Below are 23,204 nucleotides of genomic sequence, written 5' to 3'. Positions count from 1 at the left end.
ACTGCAACCGATATCTCCGACGACCTGCAGAGCGCGCGCTTCTGGTATCGCAATGAGCCTTTGCCCACATTCGACTACAAGACTGCCGAACAACGTATCAGAAGGACGCACCGAAGACCTGCTGCACTACATCGCCTCTTTAGCCGGAGATGCCATTCACCTCCGGCCTTCGAAGTCAGCGCGTCATCATGCTGTCGCCCTGACTTCGCTGAACAACTGTAGATAGGCAAGGTACGCGCACACGATCGACAGCAGCGCGCAGACGAATGCAAAGAGAAAGATCGACGGATAACCCAGATGCGAGGCAATCACACCGCCTGCAGCGCCGGCCATCAGGATACCGATATCGAAGCAGGATTCGTAAGTACTCAGTGCCAGTCCGATGTTTTTTTCCGGGAGGCTCTTGATGGCCGGCAATGCCAGCAGCGGGTAGACCATCGACAACCCGAAGCCCGCGAGGAAAGAGCCGACGGAGGCCTGAACCGGGGTCTTTGCATAGGCAAGCAACAGCAGTCCGATCGCCTCGACAATCAACGAAACGATCACCGTGTTCAATCCGGATGAATCCGCCCGCCATCCCAACAACAACCGGGCGGAAACGTAGCCGATTCCGAACAGGGCGAGCGCGATAGCCGCATAGGCATTCCATCCGTTTCCAAGAAAAAGCAACGCCAGGAACGACGTGACCGACGCATATCCAACGTTGGCCAGTGCAAAACCCGCCCCTGCCTTCCAGATGCGCTTTATCGCATAGCTGAGCGGAAGGTGGCTGTGATCGTCGTGTACGCTGACTTCCTTGATGAACCATACGACGAAGGTTCCGAGTAGCGGTAGCGCCGTCATCACGGCGGCGCCGACCAGCAATCCAGCGGCCTGATATGACCACACGCCCAGGTAATTGCCGATTGCTAGACCCAGGAACATCGCAATACCGACCCAGGACATGATCTTGCCGGCGTGCTCACGTCCCACCAATCCGATGGGCCAAGTTCCGCTGCAAGTGAAGATCAGACTCTCGCCGATACCCATCAGAATCCGGCTGGCGAACACGACGGCGAATGCGAGGTAGCGACCGGGCTCGCCTGCCCCGATCACTGCGATGCACAGCACTCCGGCAACGAACATCAGCAGCAGACCGCGGATCATCCCGGTCTTCGGACCGCGCGTATCGGAGAAGCGACCGGCATAGGCGCGCGACAGCAGAGTCGACACGGACTCCGCTGCGACGACTGCTCCGACGAAGTACGGCGACAGGCCCAGCACTTTGTTCACGTAAATGGGCAAGATTGCAAGCGACGTACCCAAGCTGACAATCGCCACGAATAGAATCAACGCAACGACCACCGCCGCCGCGAAGTTTCCGGATTTTTCGTTATCTTTCATTGAATAACCCTCACGATTCCGTTCTCGACAGCAATCCGCTCGTCGAGAATATTTCTCACCGCGTCCGCAATGATGATTTCCTCGACCTTGATTATTTCGTCCTTCAGCTCCGGCTCGGTCATACCCGCCGAGATACGCACGACGCCCTGATCGATGATCGGCCCCGCGTCGACCTCGTCGTTGATGAAATGCACCGTCGCGCCTGTCACCTTCACGCCGGCATCGAGTGCGCGCCGCTGCGCCTTGTCACCTGGAAACGCGGGAAGAATCGAGGGATGCGTATTGATCGTCCGGGTCCCGTACTTGTTGACGAAAGCCGGCGAGAATATCCGGCGGAATCCTCCGAGGACGATCAGGTCGACACCGTGCGCGTCGAGTTGACGCGCGATAGCCGCTTCGAACAGATCGCGGTCGGCAAATTCGGAGTGCAGGATTCGCGTAACGTCGAAGCGATCGATCAGCGTCCCGCCGGTGGCCGGAAAATCCTTGTTATTGGTGATCACCAGTGCGATTTCCGCCGGCACGGATGCACGATCGACGCCTTTCATGACCGACCGGATCAGGGAACCCCGACCGGAAAACAAAAATGCGATCTTCTTCATGCCGTGATTCCTTCTTTGAGTGTCGCGAACCGTGCCTGCCATGCGTCGCCGTCGCAGCACAAGAAAGTGCCATCGGCGAAAATCTTCGTTCCGCCAACGAAAACTTCATCCGGACTTTCGTTCCGCAGCAATCGGAGATTGCCGATCGGCGTGTCGCTATACGCTTCGCTCAGCCGCGCGCGCCGGTAGATCAGGAAATCGGCCAGCCAGCCAGCGCGGATTGCGCCAAGGCGCCGCAGGCCGATCGCTTCTGCACCCGATACCGTCAACATTCGGAACACGTCCCGCGCGCCCGGCTTTTCCGTCAAGTCGTGTACGCCATGGTGGTACAGGCAGAACATCGCGTCATTCGTCAGGCGGTTTTCCGGATTCACCATCGCAGCGTCGGTCCCGAGACCGACGTGCTGGCCATCGAGAAATTTCCTGACCGGCATCCGGCCCGCACCGACAAAGCTGTTGCTGATCGGGCAATGAATCAGGTTCGCTCTCGTCCGTTGCAAGATCTCGATGTCGGAGTCGTCCACACTACTGGCATGTACCAGTGTGGCGTGTTCGTCCAGCACACCCAGCGATTCGAGATGGTGAAGCGCACGGGTGCCGCGCACCTCCCTGAACGATGCGACCTGTGTGGGTCCTTCGTGGATGTGCATTGCGAACTTCTTGCCAGAGCGCTTCGCGACCGCATGCAACTGTCGCACAAGGTCATCGCTTGCAGACAACTCGGAGGCGGTCGCAGGCGATAAGTGGGTCCGTGAAGATTCGTACCCTGCAACGGACCGCTCGTATCTGCTCAGGATTTCGTCGATTCCATATGCGGCCGGCTTGCTACCGGTGCCCAGCCACTGGTCACTCTGGCAGAACTGAATCGACGCGCGTACCCCCACTGCCTCGCAAGCGTGCGCATCGGTCTCGAAGCGGCTCGTAAAGATCCCAAAGCTCGTCACCCCCGCCCGCACATTACGCAGGATGCTGTACAGTGCCGACGTCCGTTGAGTTTGCTCGCTCTCGAGCGCGTTGTTTTTATGTACGGTGTCCAGCACGAGCTGGATCGGCGAAAAATCGTGCAGGTCGCCGTAGAGTTCCTTGCTCGGATGCAGATGTGCGTTGACCAACCCGGGAAACATCAGGCAGCCCGCGCCGTCGATCACCTGGTTTCCGGTGCGCGGTCCTTCCCCTGGGGGATAGATGTCACGAATCACGCCTTCGCCGATGAGGATGTCGGCCTTCACGCGCCCGCAGGTTTCGGGTTCGAAGTATTCGATGTTTGCGTACAGAACATCATCGCTCATGGCAACACACGCTCCGCGTTGTCGACATGCAGAGACGAACCGAGCGCACAGCGTATGGCAGTCTCGAACTCCATGGTCCGATCATAGAGTCCGCGAGTGAGGAATCCATTTGTTCCGAGCACATCGATCCAGCTATCGCCGTCCGCGTCCAGCGTATCCTTCACGTACGTCGACAATCGAGCACCGGCAGGCATGGCGTCGATCAGCCCGGTCGGAAGCATGACTTTTCCGCTGCATCCATAGGTTGGTCGCGTCCGCCCCGTCTTGAGAACCGCCGCCCAACCGTAGACGAAGTCACCGAATGCGGTCCGTTCGACCAGCCCTTCGAGCGCAACCCAATAGTCGACGGCTTCTTTGCACGACGACTGCATTGCGGCGAGTCGGTTCGCACATCCCCGGATTGCCTCGACGTCGCTGGCTGGCGTTTCGGACACGCCCGATTCAGCTGCGATGGCGACAATTCGGTACGATCCGAAAACCGCGTCCGCCACGCCGCGAAGTGCGTTGATCTTCGCCGCGTTCTCCGATGCAATCGCGATCACTGTTGTTTCATTCGGCATTGTCGTAGATCCATTTCATGATGTCCGTCTTCGCCGATCCCTTGTAGATGTCGTCAAGCGTTTCGCTGGCAGAAAGGATCAGCGGCATTACCTCCGATTCGCCGCGCCCGTCGATCGCGTCTTTGGCTTTCGACATCGTATGGTCGTAGATCTGGGTAAACGTGGTCTTCATGATCGTCGATCCCAGTTTGAGCTGATTGCACCCGCGCGACACGAGATCGCTGTAGATCAGCTCATGTATGAACGAGAAGAAGCCCATGTCATACGGCAAACCGGTAATGACGTCCGTGCTGCGTGAAATCGTTTCGCAATACAGATGATTTTCTCGAATGAAAAACTGCATCCCGATCGTGCAAGGAAAGTCCTTTGTGTCCGATTTGTGATAGTTCTGGTTGATGTTGATGATTGCGCGGCGGGAATCCTGGTTCGCAGTGAGCATGCTGACGATCCAGTTGTACTGGTTACCGTATTTCTCGACGGGCTCGTAGAATACGTAATAGCCGTAGTTCGAGTTGACGTTGCCATCCTTGTCCATCAAGGTCATCCAGAATTTCGATGCATTGGCTAGTCCGCTCTCTGCCTTGAGACTGCCGCTGAAGTATGCGATCAGCTCGCGACAAAAGTACTTCTTTGCCCCGTTGCGAAGCGAATGGACGCGATTGCGCGGATTGTTCAGGACATAGTTGACGCCGTAAGCCTGGGTCGCGTCTCCGGCCCGCGACTTGATGGGCCGCCCTTCCTGGACGATGTTGCGAATGCCTTGCCTCACCAGATCATCGACAGTGTCGCCGTAGATGTTGGTGAATCCATGATGGACGTCGGCCCTCGGATTGGTTTTCAGAAGTAAATTTTCCATGATTATTTTTGAATGGTTAAATTTCGACTTCCCGACTTCTACAAACGGAACTACAACAGCAATCAGCTCTCACCCCAACGGGGAAGCGGTGGACTCCATTGCTTCAGCCCGACCAACAGCTCTGCGTTGCTGTTGATCCGCATCAAGAGCTTTCCTTCAAGCGCATTGGCAAATCCTGCGTCTACGACATGGGCGACCAGATCCAGCAGACGATCCCAATAGTGGTTGACGTTCAGCAGGAAGATCGGCTTCTTGTGATTTCCAAGGATCAGGTTCGACAGAACCTCGATGGTTTCTTCGATCGTTCCGATGCCACCGGGCAGCGCGACGAAGCAGTTGCCCAGATCCTCCATCAGCTTCTTGCGTGTTGCCATCGAATCGACAATGTGCAGGGTGCTCAATGATGTATGGGAAATCTCCGCGCTGGTCAGCGCTCGCGGGATGACACCCGTGACCTTGCCCCCGGCGGTCAGTGCCGCCTTGGCCACCACGCCCATCAAGCCGACCTTTCCGCCGCCATACACAATCTCCGCGCCTGACGACACCACGTCCGTAATGAACCGCTCCGCCTCGCGGGAGAACGCCGGACTGGCGCCAAACGACGATCCTGCGTAGACGGTTACTCTGAAACCGGTGGGATACCGATCGATTGTCATTAGCTATCCTGATTAGCTGCTTGTGTCGAGCATCTGCATGGTTGGCCGATGCTTTTTTCTGGGGACTACGAGACGCTTGGTGAAACAGGACGCAGGTCGTGTTGGATACCTTCGATCGCACGGATGCAAAGCACGATTTGGGGCGACACGACTGTTACTTGACACACATCGAAAGCGAAGAGGGTGCGGGTCGCCAAAAAACATGGCATCTCGCGCAACACAAACATCGCATGGAAAGGCATTTTAGACGGCGAGAATCGCGTGTCAAGGGTTTTTATAGAAAACAACCTCACATGTTATGCAATATTAGCGAGGGAAGAGGTGCCAGCATGGCGTTTATGGTATGAAACGCGATGTTTTGTGCTCGTGATAGCGTCCCCGGAGGCCGGTCATGCGTGTAATACTTAGCGTGGATCGCAACGTTCACACTGCCAGCCTGCGGCGCCCCTCTGCCGGGCGGCCCGTAACACCGGCACGCCTCGACTCATCATCCACTATTGAAAATGGAAAGTTCTGAACACGACGTCAGCGCGGCTCTGATCGCCCAACGGATCAGGGAAATTCTGACAAAGAACGGCATCGGCAGACGTCAACACGCTGGCACCATCAGTCGGATCCTGAACCTGAGTTTCTCGCAGGCTCATCGAAAGCTGAAAGGCCAGAGCCCCTGGGCGATTCACCAGGTCAATCAGATTACCGCGGAGTTCGGCGAGGACGTCGGCCAACTGTTTGGCGAGTCTCAAGCAGACTCTGCCCCCGTGGAGGGAGACCCAACCGCCGCGTCGCTCGTTATCGGTAACACAGCGATTCCGTGCCAAGCGCATATCGGCCTGGCCTTGTCTGCGGACCAGCGCGGCGATCTGGTCGCACTGGAAACCGACGGTCGTTGGTTCATCCATACAGCAGACAATGCACCTGACGGTCAACTGCACAGCGTGCGCCTGGTCACGATCAGGCCAACTGTCGAGGAGATCCGCCGCTTAAGCATCGCGATTCTCGACGACTCGGCCGAGGCGGCCGACGAGTTATCCAAGTACTTGCGCAATCAGGGTTTCAACACGCAGGCCTATTACGATATCCAGTCCTTCAACGATGCGGTCCGCGATCAGATGTTCGACGGTTTCGTCGTGGACTGGATCATCGGTCAGGACACCTCGGAGAGCTGCATGACGAAGATAAGGCAATCCGAGAATCCCGATGCTCCTATTCTTGTGCTGACCGGACAACTCAACACCTCGGAGCGCGAGTCGCAAATCGCTCGCGCAATGCGGACCTTCGACATCCTCGGGCCCTATGAGAAACCGATCAGGCTATCGGTAATCAAGGCTGCATTCGATCGTTACTTCAATCGCTGACGGATGTCAGGCGCACCAGCGTGCGCAACAGTACCTCCCGGCGGACCGGCTTCATCAGATAGTCATCGAACAATGCCGTCTGTTCCTTCGTCAGCAACTCGGGCGCGTGCGCACTGACGCCGATTACCGGAATCCGGTGGTTCGGGCCGCGTGTCAGACGTAATTCACGTACGACCGAGATGCCATCGCGCTCGGGCATGTTCAAGTCGAGCATGAGCGCGTCGTACGGGCGCCTCATGAGCTTCTGTATCGCCCGTTCCGCCGACTCGCATGGCTCGTGCGTACAGCCGATCTGATCCAGTAGCGACGCGAATGCCCTGAGTGCTGAAGGATTGTCGTCGACAACCAGCACGTGAGGAGGCGACGCGAACGTAGACGGTTCGGGCGATTCCTGTCGGCCCGGCACCGGTAGCAACGCATTGTCGCCACGGGACACTTTCACGGGCAGGTTCACTGTGAATGCACTGCCTCGGCCAACTTCACTCTTCACGCGAATCTCGCCACCGAACAGGTCGACCAACCCCTTCACGACGGACAGTCCCATGCCCGCGCCGTCATGAATGTTCGACTGTCGCTGACCGATCTGTGTAAATGGCTGAAAAATAAATTCAAGCTTGTCCGCAGGGATGCCGGCGCCCGTATCCTCAACCTTCAGAATCAGACGTCCGGCGCTTCCGGCAGACTGTAGCTCGCACGACAGCTTGACGTCCCCATCCCTGGTGTTCTTGATCGCGTTCGACAGCAGGTTCGTCATGATCTGCCGGATCCTGACCGCATCCGAATACAGATAGACGCCGTCCAGCCCCTGACTTTCGCAGATCAGCCTGACTGGCTTCTTGCCAATCAGCGCGACCGCCTCGGAACCCGTTGCACGAAGGATCGGTTCAAGTTCGAAATCGCTGTTTCGCAATTCGAGCTTTCCGCTGTCGAGCCGGGCATAGTCCGCAAGATCGCGCATCTGCGATTCGATCTGATCTACGGCAAGCTCCAGGCGCTTGATGGTGTCGGTATGCTCGAGTCCGATCCTCGATCCGGCGATCACATCGATCGCGGACATGATGCTCTGCAGCGGTGTTCTGAGTTCGTGGCCAATCGCGCCCAGGAAGGCGTTCTTGGCCCGAATCGCCTCGCCCGCAGCAGCAGTCGCCCGGCGCTCCGCGTCCAGCGCACGCGCTTGTTGCCGGATCGTCTTCATTTGCTGCCTGATGTTGAAGATCGTGACGAGTCCGATAATCGCGGCCGACATGATAATGATCGATACACCGATCAGGATAATCTGACGATTCAACAGGAACATCTGGTAGGTGCGATCGCGTTGCTTCGCCTCGGCATGCGCGGCGAGCGTCGACAGGTTCCGTGCCTCGAGCCGCACCCGCCGTATCTTCAGTGCCGCCGCCTCCAGTTGCACCGAAGGGACCTTGGGCCGAGCCAGAATTTGCTCCACGTCCGAGAACAACGCTCGGATCCGGTCCACCTGTTCCGCGTAGCCCGGTTCCACATAAAGTAACCGGGTAGATTCCGAGTGATTCGATAGAACAAAGAACTTTGACTCAAGGATCTTGAATTCCGTCGTCACATCCTTGCACTGGCTCAGGCAACCCCAATCCTTCCTGTCGAGAAGCAATTCAAAGTCGGCAAGACGGGATTCGAACTGTGCTGTGGATGATGCGTAATTTTCCTGCGTCCCGACGAGCGAGAGGAAATTTCGCTCGGAGAACAGGTTGTTGTAGCAATAGACGGCAGACGACATTGCCGCCAACATCAGGAGCGTCAGCACCAGAAAGTAGCCGTACACGCCGCTCGCACGCGGCAATTTGTCCAATTTCATTTCACGATGATTTTGTATATTTGCCAGATGAATCGTGTACTGTACAGCGGGCCACTCAACTCCCCCCCACCCGTGTCTCTAGGATAAACAATAAAGAATGGCCCGAAATTCTCTATGGAAAGATATTTGCCGTTCATTTTGTAGGCAAGAATGGCGCCATATTTTTCAAAATCCGATATTGGAATATCTCCATAGTAGTCATCCAGCGTGTATGCAGTGATATATTTCCCCTTGCCGCCGACTTTCTTCAAGATATCCAGTACCGAAACACCTTCAAACAGACTGACTGGCGTCCAAGCCGTGGACGTTCGGATCGTCCTGACAGGAAGTCGCATCAGATCGGCTTCCGTAAATACATATTCCTTGGCCTCGGGGTCGGTAAAATTACTGATATCCCCCGATATTGTTAAGTTGTAGCAATACCCACTGTTACACCAAGCCATCGACCACATTGCCATTACCACAAAAGCGCTTTTCATTTTATCACCTGCCATCTCCAAAAAATGACGTTTGTTTGGTGAAATGCAATTCTTTTTATTTAGTCAAACCTGCAAAAACATGAGACGCCCGTCATACCGAACTCGATTGTGACTAGGAACTGTCACACCCGGAGTCGCGAGATCAATGTCAGCGGTGAGCCAGCACGAGTGAAGCGAACGTATGAAGCATACCGTAGCCAACGATAGCACGGGTGATGCGGTTGATCGCCATGTCGAGGCGAGAGCGTTGCGGTGCGTTATTGCAGCAGGTAACACCGATGAGTCCGTGTTTCTCGCACATAAGTCTCAGAGCGACGCTTTATTAGCTCGAAGGGACTGACATCCAACACCGCTCTATCTTGATCGTCTCGATAGCAAGAAGTAGCAAAGTAACGAATCTCACAAAATTTACGTCACCAAGAAGTGAGAATGTCAGTCCATTCGGGGAGAAGATAGACAGTACGTCCGAATGCAAATCCTCCGGCAGGTGCAACTTCTTCTGAGAATCTCGGGCGGCGTCGAGCAATGACGTCGCATCTGCATCGCTGAGTCCAAGTGCCAGGGCAACCGTCTTACCTCGAAGTCGGACTCACTTTTTTTGAAGATTTTTTGAAGAATGACGCAGATCCAGCCATCAGCCCGTATGATGTTACTTTTTTCTTCAAAAGCAACATATCGGGACCTCGGACAGCCGTTTCGAATAGGATCCCGCCATACGTCGACGCTTTGGAACGACGAGTACATCGAATCTCCAAGCAAGACCAATCTCGGCTATACGTCCGAGTCTTGCGCACGTATCCGAAGTGAAGTGGTGGTCGAGCGCTCTCAACGCGGCAACAAAGATATGACGTCGCCGATCGAACATTGTGTCGAAAACATCTTCCGAGAAATATCGACCCGCGATTCATTACAAGGCGACGCAGATCGCATCCTTGGTTCGTAAAATGTCGCCTTTTATTCAAAGACAACATATTGAGACTGCGGACATCTTTTCCGAGAGACAACACAAACACACGCACTGTCGCCGGCCCTAACCCTCCCCGTACCGGCAATCGTCAATCAAACTGTATCGGTACTGTACCGACAACCGTCGCTAAACTGACCTCCATCCCAGTCTCGAACCGAATGGAGAATCCGCGATGGAATTCCTCACCCTGAGCGCGCTGCCCGCCGGCATGCTGTTCGCGCTCGTCACGTCGATCACGCCCGGCCCGAACAACACGATGCTGCTCGCATCCGGCGTGAATTTCGGTTTCCGCCGCACGATGCCGCACCTGATCGGCATCAGCATCGGCGTCGCGATCCTGATGCTCTGCGTCGGCTTCGGCCTCGGCGAAGCGTTCAAGCGCATGCCGCTGCTGTACACGATCCTCGAAGCCGCGAGCGTCGCGTACCTGCTCTACCTCACGTGGCGCATCGGCACGTCGGGCGAAGTGAAGGCGCACGGCGGCAAGCCGCGGCCGATGACGTTCATCGAAGCCGCCGCGTTCCAGTGGGTCAACCCGAAAGCCTGGATGATGGTGCTGACCGCCGCGACGACAGTCCGCCTGTCCGCCGACTACGGCATGAACGCCGCGTGGATGGCCGTCGTGTTCATCCTGATCGGCTTTCCGTGCATCTGCCTGTGGGCCGCGTTCGGCCTCGGCCTGCGCCGCTTCCTGTCGAACCAACGCGCGTTGCGCATCTTCAACGTGACGATGGCCGTGCTGCTGATCCTGTCGCTGTATCCGCTCATCGCGCACCTGCTGCCGCAGTGAGCGCTCACAGCGCGCCCGTTGAGATTCATGTGATGCAGGCGTACCCTTTCGGTACGGGCGCGCGCAGCCGCTTCGCGGTCGCGCCGCTGCTGCCGGGAGAAAGCCGATGAAACCCATGCTGAGGACGGGCGAGCACATCGAGGGGATGCACTGGATCGCCGAGTATCGCCCGCTCACGCACGACATCCGCGTGCTGCGCGAGAACATCGAAGTCGGCACTTACTGCGCGCCGCCCACGCTGTTCGGCGAAGAGGAAGAGATGGGCGCCGCGAACCTCGCCGATCATCGCGGCCGGGAGGCCGCGCTGCGCGCGTATCTGCGCAACTTCGTCAAGGAACACGACGCGGAGGAATAGCGGCGCGATAGGCGCCGTTCGCAAAGGGCCAGCGCATCGCACCGGCCCGCGCTTCGCTCAATGCCCGAGCGATTCGATCTTGCCTGCCGGCTGCGCGACGCCATGCGGCCGCGCCATCTGCTTGATCAGCAGCGCGATGCACGCGAGCACGCCCGCGACGGCGATCGTCGCGAACACACCCGCGAACGTGAAGTGCCGGCGCGTCAGTTCGGCGACGAGGAACGACCCGGCGATCCCGCCGAAGCGGCCAACGCCGAGCATCCACGCGACACCGGTGCCGCGCCCCTCGGTCGGATAGAACGCGGCGGCAAGCGCCGGCATCGACGATTGCGCGGTGTTCATCAGCACGCCGGCCACGAACACGACCAGCACGAGCAGCCCGACATTGCCGGCCGCCTGCCCGATCGCATACACGCTCACCGCCGTCAGTGCATAGCACACGGCAATCACGCGGTTCGCGTTGAAGCGATCCATCAGCACGCCGCACAGCACGGCGCCCACGCCGCCGAGCGGGAACAGCGCCGAGATCAGCGTCGCGCTCTTCGGCGTCAGGCCGGCATCCTTCAGCAGGATCGGCATCCAGTTGATCGACGCGTAGAAGATCACGAGGCCCATGAAGTACGCGATCCACAGCATCACGGAGCCGACGATGTACGAGCGCGACAGCACGACGCCGAGCCCCTTGCCGCCCGTCTGCGGCGCGGCCTCGGTCATCGCGAACGAGCCGGCATTCAGCGCGTCGCGCGAGATGCGCGCGAGCGTTGCGCGGATCTTGTCGACGGCCTGGCCGCTCGCGACCATGAAACGCACCGATTCAGGCATCTTCAGCAGCAACAGCACGCCGAGCAGCAGCGGCGTCACGCCGCCGAGCATCAGCACGCTGCGCCAGCCGAAATGCGGAATCATCCACGCGGCCAGGAAACCGCCGAACGCGGCACCGAGCGGGAAGCCGCAGAACATCAGGTTGATCACGGTCGCGCGGCGCTTGTCCGGACAGAATTCGCCCATCATCGTGACCGCGTTCGGCATCGCCGCGCCGAGCCCGACGCCGGTGACGAAGCGCAGGATCGTCAGGTGTCCGATGGTCGTCGAGAACGCGGACACGAAACACGCGACGCCGAACAAGAATACCGAGCCGAGCAGCAGCGAACGACGCCCGAGCCGGTCGGACAACGGGCCCGACACGAGCGCGCCGCACGCGAGGCCGAACAGCGCGGCGCTCAGCACGGGTGCGAGATCGGGCTTGGTCAGGTTCCATTCGCCGAGCAGCGACGGCGCGATGAAGCCGATCGCGGCCGTATCGAAGCCGTCGAGCAGCACGATCACGAAACACATGAGGAACACGAGCCATTGAAAGCCGCCGAACGGCTGCTCGTTGATGAAGGTCTGGACATCGACCGTGGTTGCGCGATTCATCGCGAGTCTCCTGTGTCGACCGGAGTTGGCGCTTCAGCGCTTACTCCGGTCCCATGCAACGCTAATATATGTATGAGCAATACGGCATGGCTGCCGCGCCCTTCCTTTGTTCGCCCACCGGCCATCCGGTGTGCCGCGCGCCGATACTCTGCCGGCGCGTTCATCGCTCCCGTCGTCGACGGCCCGCTTGCGACGGCGGGCCACGCGATCGGTTGCGGTCGCACTCAGCCGACCGCTCCTGACCGGCCGTCTTACGCGGCCGCGTCCTGCTCCTTGAAGATCTTGTCCGCGAGATGGAACGCGGAATTCGCGGCCGGCACGCCGCAATAGATCGCGGTCTGCAGCAGCACTTCCTTGATCTCGTCGCGCGTCACGCCGTTGTTGCGCGCGGCGCGCAGATGCAGCGCCAATTCCTCGCCGCGGTTCAGCGCAACCATCATCGCGATGGTCAGCAGGCTGCGCGTATGGCGCGGCAGGCCGTCGCGCGTCCAGATCTCGCCCCATGCATAGCGCGTGATCAGGTTCTGGAATTCGTCGGTCACCTCGGTGCGGTTCTCGAGCGAACGGTCGACGTGCGCATCGCCGAGCACCGCGCGGCGCACCTTCATCCCTGCTTCGTAACGTTCCTGGTCGTCCATCGTCGGTGCCTCACGCAGTCAGGAAATCGAGCAGCGCGCGGTTGAAACCGCCGGTGCACTCGATGTTCGAAATGTGCGCGGCGTCGAATTCGACGTGAAGCGCACCGGGAATCGCGGCAGCCAGCGCGCGGCCCTGGTCGGGCGGCGTCGACATGTCTTTCGCGCCGGTCACGACGAGCACCGGCAGCGTAATGCCTTTCACCTCTTCGCGCAGGTCGGCCGCGTTCAGCGCGTCGCAGTTCGCCGCGTAGCCGTCCTTGTCGATATGCACGAAGGTGTCGCGGATCGCGTCGAACAGGCGCGGCTCGCGTTCGACGAACGCATCGGTGAACCAGCGCGGCAGCACGGCGTCGGCAAGCGCGGCCATCCCTTCGGCGCGCGCCTTCTGCGCGCGCGGCGCCCACACTTCCGGCGAGCCGATCTTTGCAGCCGTGTTCGACAGCACCGCGCGAACGATGCGCGAAGGGTAGCGCGCGGCCAGCGCGGCGCCCGTCAGCCCGCCCATCGAGATCCCGCAGAAATGCGCGCGCGCGATGCCGACGTGGTCGAGCAGGCCGATCACGTCGCCGGCAAGCTGGTCGATCGTGTACGAGCCGGCCGGCGCGTCGGAATGGCCGTGGCCGCGCGTGTCGTAGCGCAGGATGTTGAAGTGCTGCGTGAGCGGACGGATCTGCGGCGCCCACATCTGCAGGTCGGCGCCGAGCGAGTTCGAGAAGACGAGCCACGGCGCGTCGTCGCGCGCGGCACGGTCGATCCGGTAATGCAGTTTCACGCCGTTGACAGTGGCGAAAGGCATCAATGTTCTCCTGGTTGGGTCGTGCCCGCATGCAGCGCGAGCACGGCGTCGACATAGGCCTGCGCCTCGCCGACGTAATGTGCGGGATCGAGCAGCCGCGCGAGCGCGTCGCGCGACAGGTGGGCCGACACGGTCGCATCGGCGGCGAGCACGTCGAACAGCGTCGCGCCGGTGCGCACGGCTTCCTTCGACGCATGCTCGACGACGTGGTGCGCATCGAGCCGGCCGATCCGGTCGCCGAGCGCGAGCATCACGGCTTCGCCGAGGATCAGCCCGTGCGTCAGGTCGAGATTCGCGGCAAGGCGTTCGGTGTTGACGTCGAGGCCCGCGACGATCTGCGCGATCTGCGCGAGCGCGCCGCCCGTCAGGCGCGCGAGGTCGGGCAACGCATCCCATTCGGCCTGCCAGCCGCCGAGCGCGCGCTCGTGCTCCTGGACCATCCCCGCGAACACGGTCGCGACGAGGTTCGGCGCGCGTACGGCGGCGGTCAGCACGGCCGCGCAGCCGACCGGGTTGCGCTTGTGCGGCATCGTCGACGAGCCGCCCTTGCCGGCGGCGGCCGGCTCGCCGAGTTCGCCGACTTCGGTCTGCATCTGCAGCGACACGTCGCGCGCGATCTTGCCGAGCGTACCGGTCAGCATCCCGAAGCATGATGCGGCTTCCGCGATGCGGTCGCGCTGCGTATGCCACGGCACGGCCGGCACGGCGAGCTTCAGGTCGGCCGCGAGTGCGGCCGTAACGCCACGCGCGTGCTCGCGCAGGCTCGCGAGCGTGCCGGCCGCGCCGCCGAATTGCAGCACCAGCACGCGTTCGCGCAATTCGGCGAAGCGCGCGCGATGGCGCAGCAGCGCATCGAGCCATTGGGCGAATTTCAGGCCGAGCGTGATCGGCAGCGCCTGCTGCAGCCAGGTGCGGCCGATCATCGGCGTCGCGCGATGCGCGTGCGTGAGCGCCGCGAGCGATGCGCATGCTTCATCGAGCATCGGCTCGATCACGTCGAGCGTGTCGCGCAACTGCAGCACGGTAGCGGTATCGATGATGTCCTGGCTCGTCGCGCCCCAGTGCACGAATTTCGCGGCCTCGGGGTCGTCGGCCTTCACTTGCGCGGTGAGCTGCTTGACGAGCGGAATCGCGAGATTGCCGCCGAGCGCCGCGCCGTGCGCGAGCGCGTTGGCGTCGAGTCGGCTTGCGTCGCATGCGCGTTCGATCGGCGCGACCGCGGCGGCGGGAATCACCTGCCGCGCGGCGAGCGCGCGCGCGAGCGCGGCCTCGACGTCGAGCATCCGCTGGATCGTCGCGCGCGGCGACCAGATCCGGTTGAGCGGCTCGGTGCCGCAGATGAGGGAGGTCAGGCGGGCGCTGTCTTCGAGCATGGCATCAGATTGGGTAAACGGCGTGCGCCTATTGTCCACCCAAGCGTGCCGGCGTGCGCTCGATCGCGCGCGCCGGCACGCCTGCGGTTCAGGCGGCGGCCTTTTGCGTCGCGTCGATCAGCGGCACGCCGGTCAGCTTCTGCAGTTCGTCGAACGACAGGTCGGTGAAGATCTCGCTCACCGCGAGGCCGTCGGCCGTCACGTCGAGCACGGCGAGATCCGTGTAGATGCGGCTCACGCATTGCACGCCGGTGACCGGATACGAGCATTGCGCGACGATCTTGCTCTCGCCCTGCTTCGTCAGGTGCTCCATCATCACGAACACCTGCTTCGCGCCGATCGCGAGGTCCATCGCGCCGCCGACGGCCGGAATCGCATCGGGCGCGCCCGTATGCCAGTTCGCGAGATCGCCGTTCGCGGACACCTGGAACGCGCCGAGCACGCAGTAGTCGAGGTGGCCGCCGCGCATCATGGCGAACGAATCGGCGTGGTGGAAATACGCGCCGCCGGTGAGCAGCGTCACGTGCTGCTTGCCGGCGTTGATCAGTTCGTCGTCTTCTGCGCCGGCCGCGGGCGCGGGGCCCATGCCGAGCAGGCCGTTCTCGCTGTGCAGGAAGATTTCCTTGCTCGGGTCGAGGTGGTTCGCCACCAGCGTCGGCACGCCGATGCCGAGGTTCACGTATGCGCCTTCGGGGATGTCCTGCGCGACGCGCTTGGCCATTTCATCGCGGGTCAGTCGTTTCATCTGGATCTCCTTAGGCGGCGGCTTGCGATGCAGCGTGTTCGGCGGCCAGCTCGGCCGCATGAGCGGCCTGCGGCACCTCGACGATGCGCTGAACGAAAATGCCCGGCGTCACGATGTGTTCCGGGTTCAACGCGCCGAGCGGCACGACTTCCGACACCTGCACGATCGCGACCTTCGCGGCGCTGGCCATGATCGGCCCGAAGTTGCGCGCGGTCTTGCGATACACGAGATTGCCCCAGCGATCGCCCTTGTACGCCTTCACGAGCGCGAAATCGGCGTGGATCGGCGTCTCGAACACATACGGCTTGCCGTCGATCACGCGCGTTTCCTTGCCTTCCGCGAGCTTGGTGCCATAACCCGTCGGCGTGAAGAAGCCGCCGATGCCGGCGCCCGCCGCGCGGATGCGCTCCGCGAGGTTGCCCTGCGGCACGAGCTCCAGCTCGATCTCGCCCGCGCGGTACAGCGCGTCGAACACCTGCGAGTCGCTCTGGCGCGGGAACGAGCAGATGATCTTGCGCACCTGTTTCGCCTTGAGCAGCGCCGCCAGGCCCGTCTCGCCGTTGCCCGCGTTGTTGTTGACGATCGTCAGGTCGCGCGCACCCTGTTCGATCAGCGCGTCGATCAGCTCGGACGGCATGCCGGCCGTGCCGAAGCCGCCGATCATGATTGTCGCGCCATCGTGGATGTCGGCCACCGCCGACTGAAGCGATTCGAAAATCTTGTTGACCATGTCTCTTCCTGATACGAACCCGCGGCACGATGCGCGGCCTGTCGAGGGGACACGCGCGTGCCGCGTGCCGCGCCGGGGCCGATCTCGATCCCGGCATTTGTTCGCTATTCGAACCTAGATTCGATTAGCGAACGATGGCCGATCATAGAGTCGTGCACAGCGCATTGTCAAGGCGGGTTGCCTCGGGGGTCGCTGCGTCGTCGAACGGCAGCCCGACGTAGTTTTCGGCGAGCGACTGCGCGGCGGCCCGCGAGCGCGTCACGTATTTCAGCTCGGCAAACTTCAGGCGATTGACGAACGGCGAATCCTCCGGCGACGAATGCAGCATGTTCGTCATGAAGTACGAGAAGTGCTCGGCGCGCCACACGCGCTCGAGGCAGGTCGCGGTATACGTGTCGAGCGGCGTCGCGTCGCCCGTCCGGTAACGTGCGCCGAGCGCACGGGACAGCGCGCGGACGTCGGCCACCGCGAGGTTCATCCCCTTCGCGCCGGTCGGCGGCACGATGTGCGCGGCGTCGCCGGCGAGGAACAGCCGGCCGTGCTGCATCGTCTCCGACACGAAGCTGCGCATCGGCGTCACGCTCTTCTGCGTGATCCGGCCCTCGGTCGGCGTCCAGCCCGTGTCGTTCGAGAAGCGCGTGTGCAGTTCGTCCCAGATCCGCGCGTCGGACCATTCGGCGAGGTTTTCGTCGGGCTTGCACTGCAGGTACAGGCGCGTGACCGTCGGCGAGCGCATCGAGAACAGCGCGAAGCCGTTGTCGTGATGCGCGTACACGAGTTCGTCCAGCGACGGCGCCGCGTCGGCGAGGATGCCGAGCCACGCGAACGGGTAGACGCGCTCGAACGTGTTCAGCCGCTCGGCCGGGATCGTCTGGCGCGCGATGCCGTGGAAGCCGTCGCAGCCGGCGATGTAGTCGCAGTCGATGCGGTCCGCGCGGCCGTCCGCATGCTTGAACGTGACGAACGGGTGCTCGCCTTCGACGTCGTGCAGCGCGACGTCGCTGACTTCGAAATGCATCTGGTGGCCATGCTCGACGCCGGCCGCGATCAGGTCGCGCACGACTTCATGCTGGCTGTAGACGGTGATCGCGCGCCCGCCGGTCAGCTCGGACAGGTCGATGCGATGGCGCTGCCCGGAGAACAGCAGCTCGATGCCGTGATGCTCGAGCCCTTCGCGGCGCATCCGGTCGCCGAGGCCGGCGTCGTTCAGCGTATCGACCGTGCCCTGCTCCAGCACGCCGGCACGGATGCGGTTCTCGCAGTATTCGCGCGAACGCGCTTCGACGAGGATGGAATCGACGCCTTGCAGGCGCAGCAGATGGGACAGCAGAAGGCCGGACGGACCGGCGCCGATGATCGCGACTTGGGTGCGCATTGTTCGTCTCCAGAACATTAATTCGAATCGTGGAACACATTTGAGCGCTTTCCCGACTATGCGGCAACGCGATTCAGGAGATATGTTGTATACGTTTTGGAGATACCGGCCCCGGCGATGGAAACGCTCGATCTGAACCTGATTCCCTACCTCGTCGCGCTCGACGACACGCGCAACGTGAGTCGCGCGGGCGACCTGCTCGGCGTGAGCCAGCCGCGCGTGAGCACGGCGCTCGGCCGGCTGCGCGAATACTTCGGCGATCCGCTGTTCGTACGCACGTCGCGCGGCATGGAGCCGACGCCGCGCGCGCTCGCGCTGCTGCCGGCCGCACGCGACGCGCTCGCGCAGATCGAGCGCGGCCTCGTCGCGCCGCACGACTTCGACCCGGCCGCGAGCACGCATACGTTCTCGATCGCGCTGTCGGACGTCGGCGAGATCGTGTTCCTGCCGAAGCTGCTGCAGGCGTTCGCGACACGCGCGCCGCACGCGAACCTGCGTTCGGTCTCGCTCGCGCACGACGAAGTCGGCCGCGGCCTGGAAGCCGGGTCGATCGATCTCGCGGTCGGCTACTTCCCCGACCTGGACGGCAACAACTTCTTCCAGCAACGGTTGTTCACGCACCGGTTCGTCTGCCTGATGCGGCGCGGCCATCCGCTCGAACAGGCGCCGCCGTTCACGGTCGAGCAGTTCCTCGCGTGCGGGCACGCGGTGGTGCGCGCCGAAGGGCGCAGCCAGGAAGTGCTCGAGAAATACCTGGCGAAGCAGCGCATGCAGCGCCGCGCGGTGCTCGAGACGCCGCACTTCATGAGCCTGCCGTTCATCCTGAGCCGCACCGACCTGATCGCGACGGTGCCGCATGCGATCGGCTATGCGTATGCGGCCGAGCATGCGTTCATCGTGCCCGTCGAGCCGCCGCTCGCGCTGCCGCGCTTCGACCTGAAGCAGCACTGGCACCGCAAGTACCACAACGATCCACGCACCGCGTGGCTGCGCAGCGTGGTCGCGTCGCTGTTCAACGACGAGCAGGACGAATGGCCGAAGTGAGCGCACGCACGACCCGCGAAAGCATGAAACAATTGGCGGATATCGGCCGCCGCAGGCGGCCTTCGATGGAGCCACTACATGGGTAAAAAATCCGCGCGGCCCGAGCCGGCCGCATCCCGGCCGAGCCGTGAAGAAGCCGAGGCCGCCGTCCGCGTGCTGTTGCGCTGGGCCGGCGACGATCCCGCACGCGAAGGCCTGGTCGACACGCCCGCGCGCGTCGTGCGCGCGTACGAGCAGTTCTTCGCCGGCTATGCGGTGGAGCCGCGCGACATCCTCGCGCGCACGTTCAGCGAAGTCGACGGCTACGACGAGATGATCGTGCTGAAGGACATCCGCTTCGAGAGCTACTGCGAGCACCACATGGTGCCGATCATCGGCCGCGCGCACGTCGCATATCTGCCGAACCATCGCGTAGTCGGCATCTCGAAGCTCGCGCGCCTCGTCGACGCGTTCGCGAAGCGCCTGCAGATCCAGGAAAAGATGACAGTGCAGATCGCCGATACGCTGTTCGACGTGCTGCAGCCGAAGGGCGTCGGCGTGATCCTCGAAGCCGCGCACCAGTGCATCTCGACGCGCGGCGTGCACAAGCCGGGCGTCGAGATGGTCACGTCGCGCATGCTCGGCACGTTCCGCACCGATCCGTCGACGCGGCGCGAATTCCTGTCGATCGTCGCCAATCCTTCTTCAGTCAACCTGACGAATACGTAATGGAGTCGACGAAGCAAACGGCGCACGCGCCCGTCGTGCTCGTGACCGGCGCCGCGCGCCGGGCCGGGCGCGCGTTCGCCGAGTATTTCGCCGCGCACGGCTATCGCACCGCGGTGCACTACGACCGTTCGGCCGATGCTGCAAACGCGGCGGCCCGTGCGATCGCCGAACGCGGGCACGATTCGATCGCGCTGCAGGCCGACCTGTCGGATGCCGCGCAGATCGCCGCGCTGATCGACCAGGTGTATGCGCGCTTCGGGCGCCTCGACGTGCTCGTCAACAACGCGTCGGTGTTCTGGCAGGACCACTTCCCGAGCTTCGACCTCGCGGCATTCGACCAGGCGTGGGCCGTCAACTGCCGCGCGCCGATCCTGCTCACGCGCGCGTTCTACGAACGGGCGCGCGCCGCCGGCACGCAGGGTGTCGTCGTGAACGTGGTCGACCAGAAGATCAAGGAAAACTTTCACCGCGACCATTTCAGCTACACGGTCGCGAAGGCCGCGCTCGGCAACCTCACGCAGATGCTCGCGCTGTCGTGCGCGCCCGTGCTGCGCGTGAACGCGGTATTCCCGGGGCTGATGCTGCCGAGCGACGACCAGACGCAGGCCGACTTCGAACACGCGAGCCGCGCATCGACGCCGCTCGCGCGCATCGCGGGCCCCGACGACGTCGCGAGCGCGATCCTGCTGCTGACGGGCAACGCCTACAACGGCGTGGATTTCGTCGTAGATGCGGGGCAGAACCTGATCCGTGTAGACCAGGACGTGCTGTACAAGCACCGCTCGCCCGCCGGCAAGCACTGACGCACGCGCGGCGGCGGCCGGCGGCCGCGCGCCGCGTTACGGCTTCTCGGCGCTGCCGCCTTCGCGGGCCCTGGTCTGTGCGACGCTCGTGCCGGGCGGCACGCTGTGCGTAAGCCACACGTTGCCGCCGATCACCGAGCCGCGCCCGATCGTCACACGGCCGAGAATCGTCGCACCCGCATAGATCACCACGTCGTCCTCGACGATCGGGTGCCGTGCGTTGCCCTTGACCAGCGCGCCTTCGCCATCGGCAGGGAAGCTCTTCGCGCCGAGCGTGACGGCCTGGTACAGGCGCACGCGCTCGCCGATGATCGCCGTCTCGCCGATCACGACACCGGTGCCGTGGTCGATGAAGAAGCTCGGGCCGATCCGCGCGCCGGGGTGGATGTCGATGCCGGTGGCCGAGTGCGCGATTTCATTGATGAAGCGCGCGAGCAGCGGCACGCCGAGCTGATGCAGCGCGTGTGCGAGCCGGTGGTGCATCATCGCCAGCACGCCCGGATAGCACAGCAGGATCTCGGTGATGTGCTGCGCGGCCGGATCGCCCGCGTACGCGGCCTGGATGTCGCTGACGAGCAGCGCGCGGACCGCCGGCAACTGCCGGCCGAACTCGCGCGCGATCTCGAACGCGCGCTCGTCGAGTTCCGCGAACGGCGTGTCCGCATGCTCGGGCAGGAACGGCAGCGCGCGGCGAATCTGCTCGCACAGCACGCGCAGCGTGCTTTCGAGCGTGTGGCCGACGTAGTAGTCGACGCTTTCGTCGGTGAGATCCGGCGCGCCGTAATGCGTCGGAAACATCGACGCGCGCAGGCCCGTAACAATCTTGCAGATCGCATCGCGGGACGGCAGTTCGCGGATGCCGCGCGGATGGCGCGTGCGATGGAGTTCCTCGCGCGACTCGCGCAAGCCGGCGACGATTTCTTCGAGGCCCCACTGACGGACGGGTGATGTCGACATATGCAAATGCACGCGGCCGCGCTCGGTCGCACGGCCGCTAATAAAGTGACGGGTTCCGCAAGATTACCGCGTTTTTTGTCCGGGAGCGGCACACCGGGGATCGACCGGACGGCCGACGATGCCGGAAACGCGATGGCGTCAGATCACGATGCTGCTCGCGTCGATCCAGCGCACGGCCCAGTCGCGCGCGTGCGCAATCGCGGCGCCTTCGTCGTTGAATTGGAGCTCGGTCGGAAAAAAACGGTTCGCAACCAACTCCCCGTCGCTCGATCGGGAGATCACGACGTAGGGCTTGAACGAACCGTCACTGGCGCGCGCGGGCGCGCAATTCAACAGATAACCGCGGTGCGTGAAGGCAGTAGTCGCTTGCATGAATCCGCCACCTCTAGTCCCTTGCTTTGTTGTTCACTACCCATCTTTAAGGGTGCTGCGGCGCCCCGGCGCGGGCAGAGGCGGCGAGATTGCATCCCCTGTCGCCGCTTCGCAGGAAAAGAATCATACTCTGTAGAAAACGCGTCTTCTAGCTGAAATAAATCACGACAAATCAGTGCGCGTCGCACGACCGCGGCGATCGCCCGCGCGCCTCTTTCCCGTCTTACCCGGAACGGGACTTGCTTCGATCCGGAACGCTTCGCCGCCAGGAGAGCCGTGATGGAATCATCCGGTCAAACAGGTCATTTGCATCCGCACAGCGTCGAGCTCGACAACGACGACACCCACGACAGCACCGTCGACACCGACGGCAAGAACCGCGAGGCGTGGCTTCTCGCCGGCGGCGGGCCGATCTCGCCCGACCAGGTCACCGGCAGCAACGCGTCGCTCGTCAATGCGATGCCCGAAGCCGGCGACGGCCTCGCCGGTTTCGACAGCCGCACCGGCGGCAACCATCCGGCGTTCGCGCTGCGCGCAGGCTATGCGGTGATCGAGAAGGGCTTCGCCGCACCGTCGCCCGCGGACGATTCGCAGTTCGGCCCCGTCCACCGGATGTACGGCAGCGCGTACTGGCCCGGCCACGGACGGCGGCCGGAACGCGTGATCGAGCTGACGGCCGTGCCGAGGTAGCCGGCGCGGCGTTTGAATCGATCGTTCGTTTGCGAATCGACGTCGGTCGACGATCGATGCCGGCGGATTGGCGCACGCGACAGGTGCTCGCGTGAACGATTCCGCGCATCGGCATCGGCGGTTTCATGCATGCCGCGAATCGCACCGAGCACATGCGTTGATCGAAGTCATGTCGAAACGGCGCGATTGCGATTGAATGACGATGCGCGCAATTCATCGGCGCGGCTGTTGCACCGTGCCGGTGCGGCATGCTCGCGCCGCAATGCGTGCACCTGTGCAACGCGCGATTCCGATGCCCGCGTATCCGTTCCCCGCGACGATGCGGTCTTCATCCACCATCGCTCCGGAGCCGGCTGTCGCGCGCCGCGCGGCGGCCACGCGAACGACGGATGCGACGCAGCCATGCGATACGCGTCGCGCGATGCGGCATGCATCGC

The 23,204-nt window shown here is 62.3% G+C and carries 25 protein-coding genes; 8 read left to right on the top strand and 17 right to left on the bottom strand.

Features of this window, described 5'->3' with window-relative positions:
- Positions 1-186: 186 nt before the first annotated feature.
- The 6 genes from GD429_RS04660 to GD429_RS04635 all read right to left on the bottom strand — a co-directional run bounded on the left by GD429_RS04660 (position 187) and on the right by GD429_RS04635 (position 5,346).
- Positions 187-1,383 carry an MFS transporter gene (locus tag GD429_RS04660; protein ID WP_152855885.1) on the bottom strand — a complete coding sequence of 399 codons (1,197 nt, stop codon included), beginning with the start codon at positions 1,381-1,383 and terminating at the stop codon, positions 187-189.
- A complete protein-coding gene (purN, locus tag GD429_RS04655) occupies positions 1,380-1,985 on the bottom strand; it encodes a phosphoribosylglycinamide formyltransferase (RefSeq protein ID WP_152855884.1) in 606 nt (201 codons plus the stop codon). Before purN ends, GD429_RS04660 begins: the two co-directional genes overlap by 4 nt.
- Positions 1,982-3,274, bottom strand: coding sequence for an amidohydrolase family protein (locus GD429_RS04650; RefSeq protein ID WP_152855883.1), 1,293 nt, complete (start codon positions 3,272-3,274; stop codon positions 1,982-1,984). Before GD429_RS04650 ends, purN begins: the two co-directional genes overlap by 4 nt.
- Positions 3,271-3,834, bottom strand: a complete 564-nt coding sequence (locus GD429_RS04645; RefSeq protein ID WP_152855882.1) for an inosine/xanthosine triphosphatase — start codon at positions 3,832-3,834, stop codon at positions 3,271-3,273. The genes GD429_RS04650 and GD429_RS04645 overlap by 4 nt, the downstream gene beginning before the upstream one ends.
- Positions 3,824-4,690: a thymidylate synthase gene (locus tag GD429_RS04640; protein ID WP_152855881.1), complete on the bottom strand. Its 867-nt coding sequence runs from the start codon at positions 4,688-4,690 to the stop codon at positions 3,824-3,826. The genes GD429_RS04645 and GD429_RS04640 overlap by 11 nt, the downstream gene beginning before the upstream one ends.
- Before the next feature lie 62 nt (positions 4,691-4,752).
- A complete protein-coding gene (locus tag GD429_RS04635) occupies positions 4,753-5,346 on the bottom strand; it encodes a TIGR00730 family Rossman fold protein (protein WP_152855880.1) in 594 nt (197 codons plus the stop codon).
- A gap of 503 nt (positions 5,347-5,849) precedes the next feature.
- On the opposite strand from GD429_RS04635, the gene GD429_RS04630 reads away from it, so the two are divergent.
- Complete coding sequence (locus tag GD429_RS04630; RefSeq protein ID WP_152855879.1) at positions 5,850-6,701, top strand: helix-turn-helix domain-containing protein; 852 nt, start codon at positions 5,850-5,852, stop codon at positions 6,699-6,701.
- On the opposite strand, the gene GD429_RS04625 is transcribed toward GD429_RS04630, so the two are convergent.
- Together GD429_RS04625 and GD429_RS04620 are read right to left on the bottom strand one after the other, a co-directional pair.
- Positions 6,691-8,529, bottom strand: coding sequence for a hybrid sensor histidine kinase/response regulator (locus tag GD429_RS04625; protein ID WP_152855878.1), 1,839 nt, complete (start codon positions 8,527-8,529; stop codon positions 6,691-6,693). The two genes, GD429_RS04630 and GD429_RS04625, sit on opposite strands and share 11 nt — an antisense overlap.
- Positions 8,526-9,008 carry a molybdopterin-dependent oxidoreductase gene (locus GD429_RS04620; protein ID WP_152855877.1) on the bottom strand — a complete coding sequence of 161 codons (483 nt, stop codon included), beginning with the start codon at positions 9,006-9,008 and terminating at the stop codon, positions 8,526-8,528. Before GD429_RS04620 ends, GD429_RS04625 begins: the two co-directional genes overlap by 4 nt.
- A 616-nt stretch (positions 9,009-9,624) precedes the next feature.
- Between GD429_RS04620 and GD429_RS04615 the strand changes: the two genes are divergently transcribed.
- The 3 genes from GD429_RS04615 to GD429_RS04605 all read left to right on the top strand — a co-directional run bounded on the left by GD429_RS04615 (position 9,625) and on the right by GD429_RS04605 (position 11,120).
- Positions 9,625-9,951, top strand: a complete 327-nt coding sequence (locus GD429_RS04615; protein WP_152855876.1) for a hypothetical protein — start codon at positions 9,625-9,627, stop codon at positions 9,949-9,951.
- A 196-nt stretch (positions 9,952-10,147) separates the two neighbouring features.
- Positions 10,148-10,765, top strand: a complete 618-nt coding sequence (locus GD429_RS04610; protein WP_152855875.1) for a LysE family translocator — start codon at positions 10,148-10,150, stop codon at positions 10,763-10,765.
- Between the two features lie 106 nt (positions 10,766-10,871).
- A complete protein-coding gene (locus tag GD429_RS04605) occupies positions 10,872-11,120 on the top strand; it encodes a hypothetical protein (protein WP_034181454.1) in 249 nt (82 codons plus the stop codon).
- Positions 11,121-11,177: 57 nt separating this feature from the next.
- On the opposite strand, the gene GD429_RS04600 is transcribed toward GD429_RS04605, so the two are convergent.
- The 7 genes from GD429_RS04600 to pobA all read right to left on the bottom strand — a co-directional run bounded on the left by GD429_RS04600 (position 11,178) and on the right by pobA (position 18,193).
- Positions 11,178-12,536: an MFS transporter gene (locus GD429_RS04600; RefSeq protein ID WP_152855874.1), complete on the bottom strand. Its 1,359-nt coding sequence runs from the start codon at positions 12,534-12,536 to the stop codon at positions 11,178-11,180.
- Between the two features lie 251 nt (positions 12,537-12,787).
- The gene (pcaC, locus tag GD429_RS04595; protein ID WP_059523513.1) at positions 12,788-13,174 is read right to left on the bottom strand and encodes a 4-carboxymuconolactone decarboxylase; all 387 of its coding nucleotides are present in this window, start codon (positions 13,172-13,174) and stop codon (positions 12,788-12,790) included.
- 10 nt (positions 13,175-13,184) lie between these two features.
- Entirely contained in the window at positions 13,185-13,970 is a 786-nt protein-coding gene (pcaD, locus tag GD429_RS04590; protein ID WP_152855873.1) for a 3-oxoadipate enol-lactonase, read from the bottom strand.
- Positions 13,970-15,343, bottom strand: a complete 1,374-nt coding sequence (locus tag GD429_RS04585; RefSeq protein ID WP_152855872.1) for a 3-carboxy-cis,cis-muconate cycloisomerase — start codon at positions 15,341-15,343, stop codon at positions 13,970-13,972. Before GD429_RS04585 ends, pcaD begins: the two co-directional genes overlap by 1 nt.
- An 88-nt stretch (positions 15,344-15,431) precedes the next feature.
- Positions 15,432-16,088: a 3-oxoacid CoA-transferase subunit B gene (locus GD429_RS04580; RefSeq protein ID WP_034181806.1), complete on the bottom strand. Its 657-nt coding sequence runs from the start codon at positions 16,086-16,088 to the stop codon at positions 15,432-15,434.
- 10 nt (positions 16,089-16,098) lie between these two features.
- Positions 16,099-16,818 (bottom strand): 3-oxoacid CoA-transferase subunit A, encoded by a 720-nt coding sequence (locus GD429_RS04575; RefSeq protein WP_152855871.1) that lies wholly within the window; start codon positions 16,816-16,818, stop codon positions 16,099-16,101.
- 142 nt (positions 16,819-16,960) lie between these two features.
- Positions 16,961-18,193 (bottom strand): 4-hydroxybenzoate 3-monooxygenase, encoded by a 1,233-nt coding sequence (pobA, locus tag GD429_RS04570; RefSeq protein ID WP_152855870.1) that lies wholly within the window; start codon positions 18,191-18,193, stop codon positions 16,961-16,963.
- 117 nt (positions 18,194-18,310) lie between these two features.
- On the opposite strand from pobA, the gene GD429_RS04565 reads away from it, so the two are divergent.
- From GD429_RS04565 to GD429_RS04555, 3 genes are all read left to right on the top strand, one after another.
- Positions 18,311-19,237, top strand: coding sequence for a LysR family transcriptional regulator (locus GD429_RS04565; protein ID WP_152855869.1), 927 nt, complete (start codon positions 18,311-18,313; stop codon positions 19,235-19,237).
- A gap of 78 nt (positions 19,238-19,315) precedes the next feature.
- Positions 19,316-19,945: a GTP cyclohydrolase I FolE gene (folE, locus tag GD429_RS04560; RefSeq protein ID WP_152855868.1), complete on the top strand. Its 630-nt coding sequence runs from the start codon at positions 19,316-19,318 to the stop codon at positions 19,943-19,945.
- The gene (locus GD429_RS04555; RefSeq protein ID WP_152855867.1) at positions 19,945-20,748 is read left to right on the top strand and encodes an SDR family oxidoreductase; all 804 of its coding nucleotides are present in this window, start codon (positions 19,945-19,947) and stop codon (positions 20,746-20,748) included. Before folE ends, GD429_RS04555 begins: the two co-directional genes overlap by 1 nt.
- A gap of 36 nt (positions 20,749-20,784) precedes the next feature.
- On the opposite strand, the gene epsC is transcribed toward GD429_RS04555, so the two are convergent.
- Both epsC and GD429_RS04545 read right to left on the bottom strand, forming a co-directional pair.
- Positions 20,785-21,705, bottom strand: coding sequence for a serine O-acetyltransferase EpsC (gene epsC / locus GD429_RS04550; RefSeq protein WP_152855866.1), 921 nt, complete (start codon positions 21,703-21,705; stop codon positions 20,785-20,787).
- Between the two features lie 138 nt (positions 21,706-21,843).
- Entirely contained in the window at positions 21,844-22,077 is a 234-nt protein-coding gene (locus tag GD429_RS04545) for a hypothetical protein (protein ID WP_034181465.1), read from the bottom strand.
- 279 nt (positions 22,078-22,356) lie between these two features.
- Here GD429_RS04545 and GD429_RS04540 point away from each other — a divergent pair, with 279 nt between their 5' ends.
- Positions 22,357-22,767 (top strand): DUF3005 domain-containing protein, encoded by a 411-nt coding sequence (locus tag GD429_RS04540; RefSeq protein WP_152855865.1) that lies wholly within the window; start codon positions 22,357-22,359, stop codon positions 22,765-22,767.
- The last annotated feature ends 437 nt before the right edge of the window (positions 22,768-23,204 follow it).

The organism is Burkholderia sp. BE17, from assembly GCF_009362305.1.
In the GTDB taxonomy this organism is placed as follows: Bacteria; Pseudomonadota; Gammaproteobacteria; order Burkholderiales; family Burkholderiaceae; genus Burkholderia; species Burkholderia pyrrocinia_C.
This window is presented reverse-complemented; position numbering and strand designations above follow the sequence as displayed.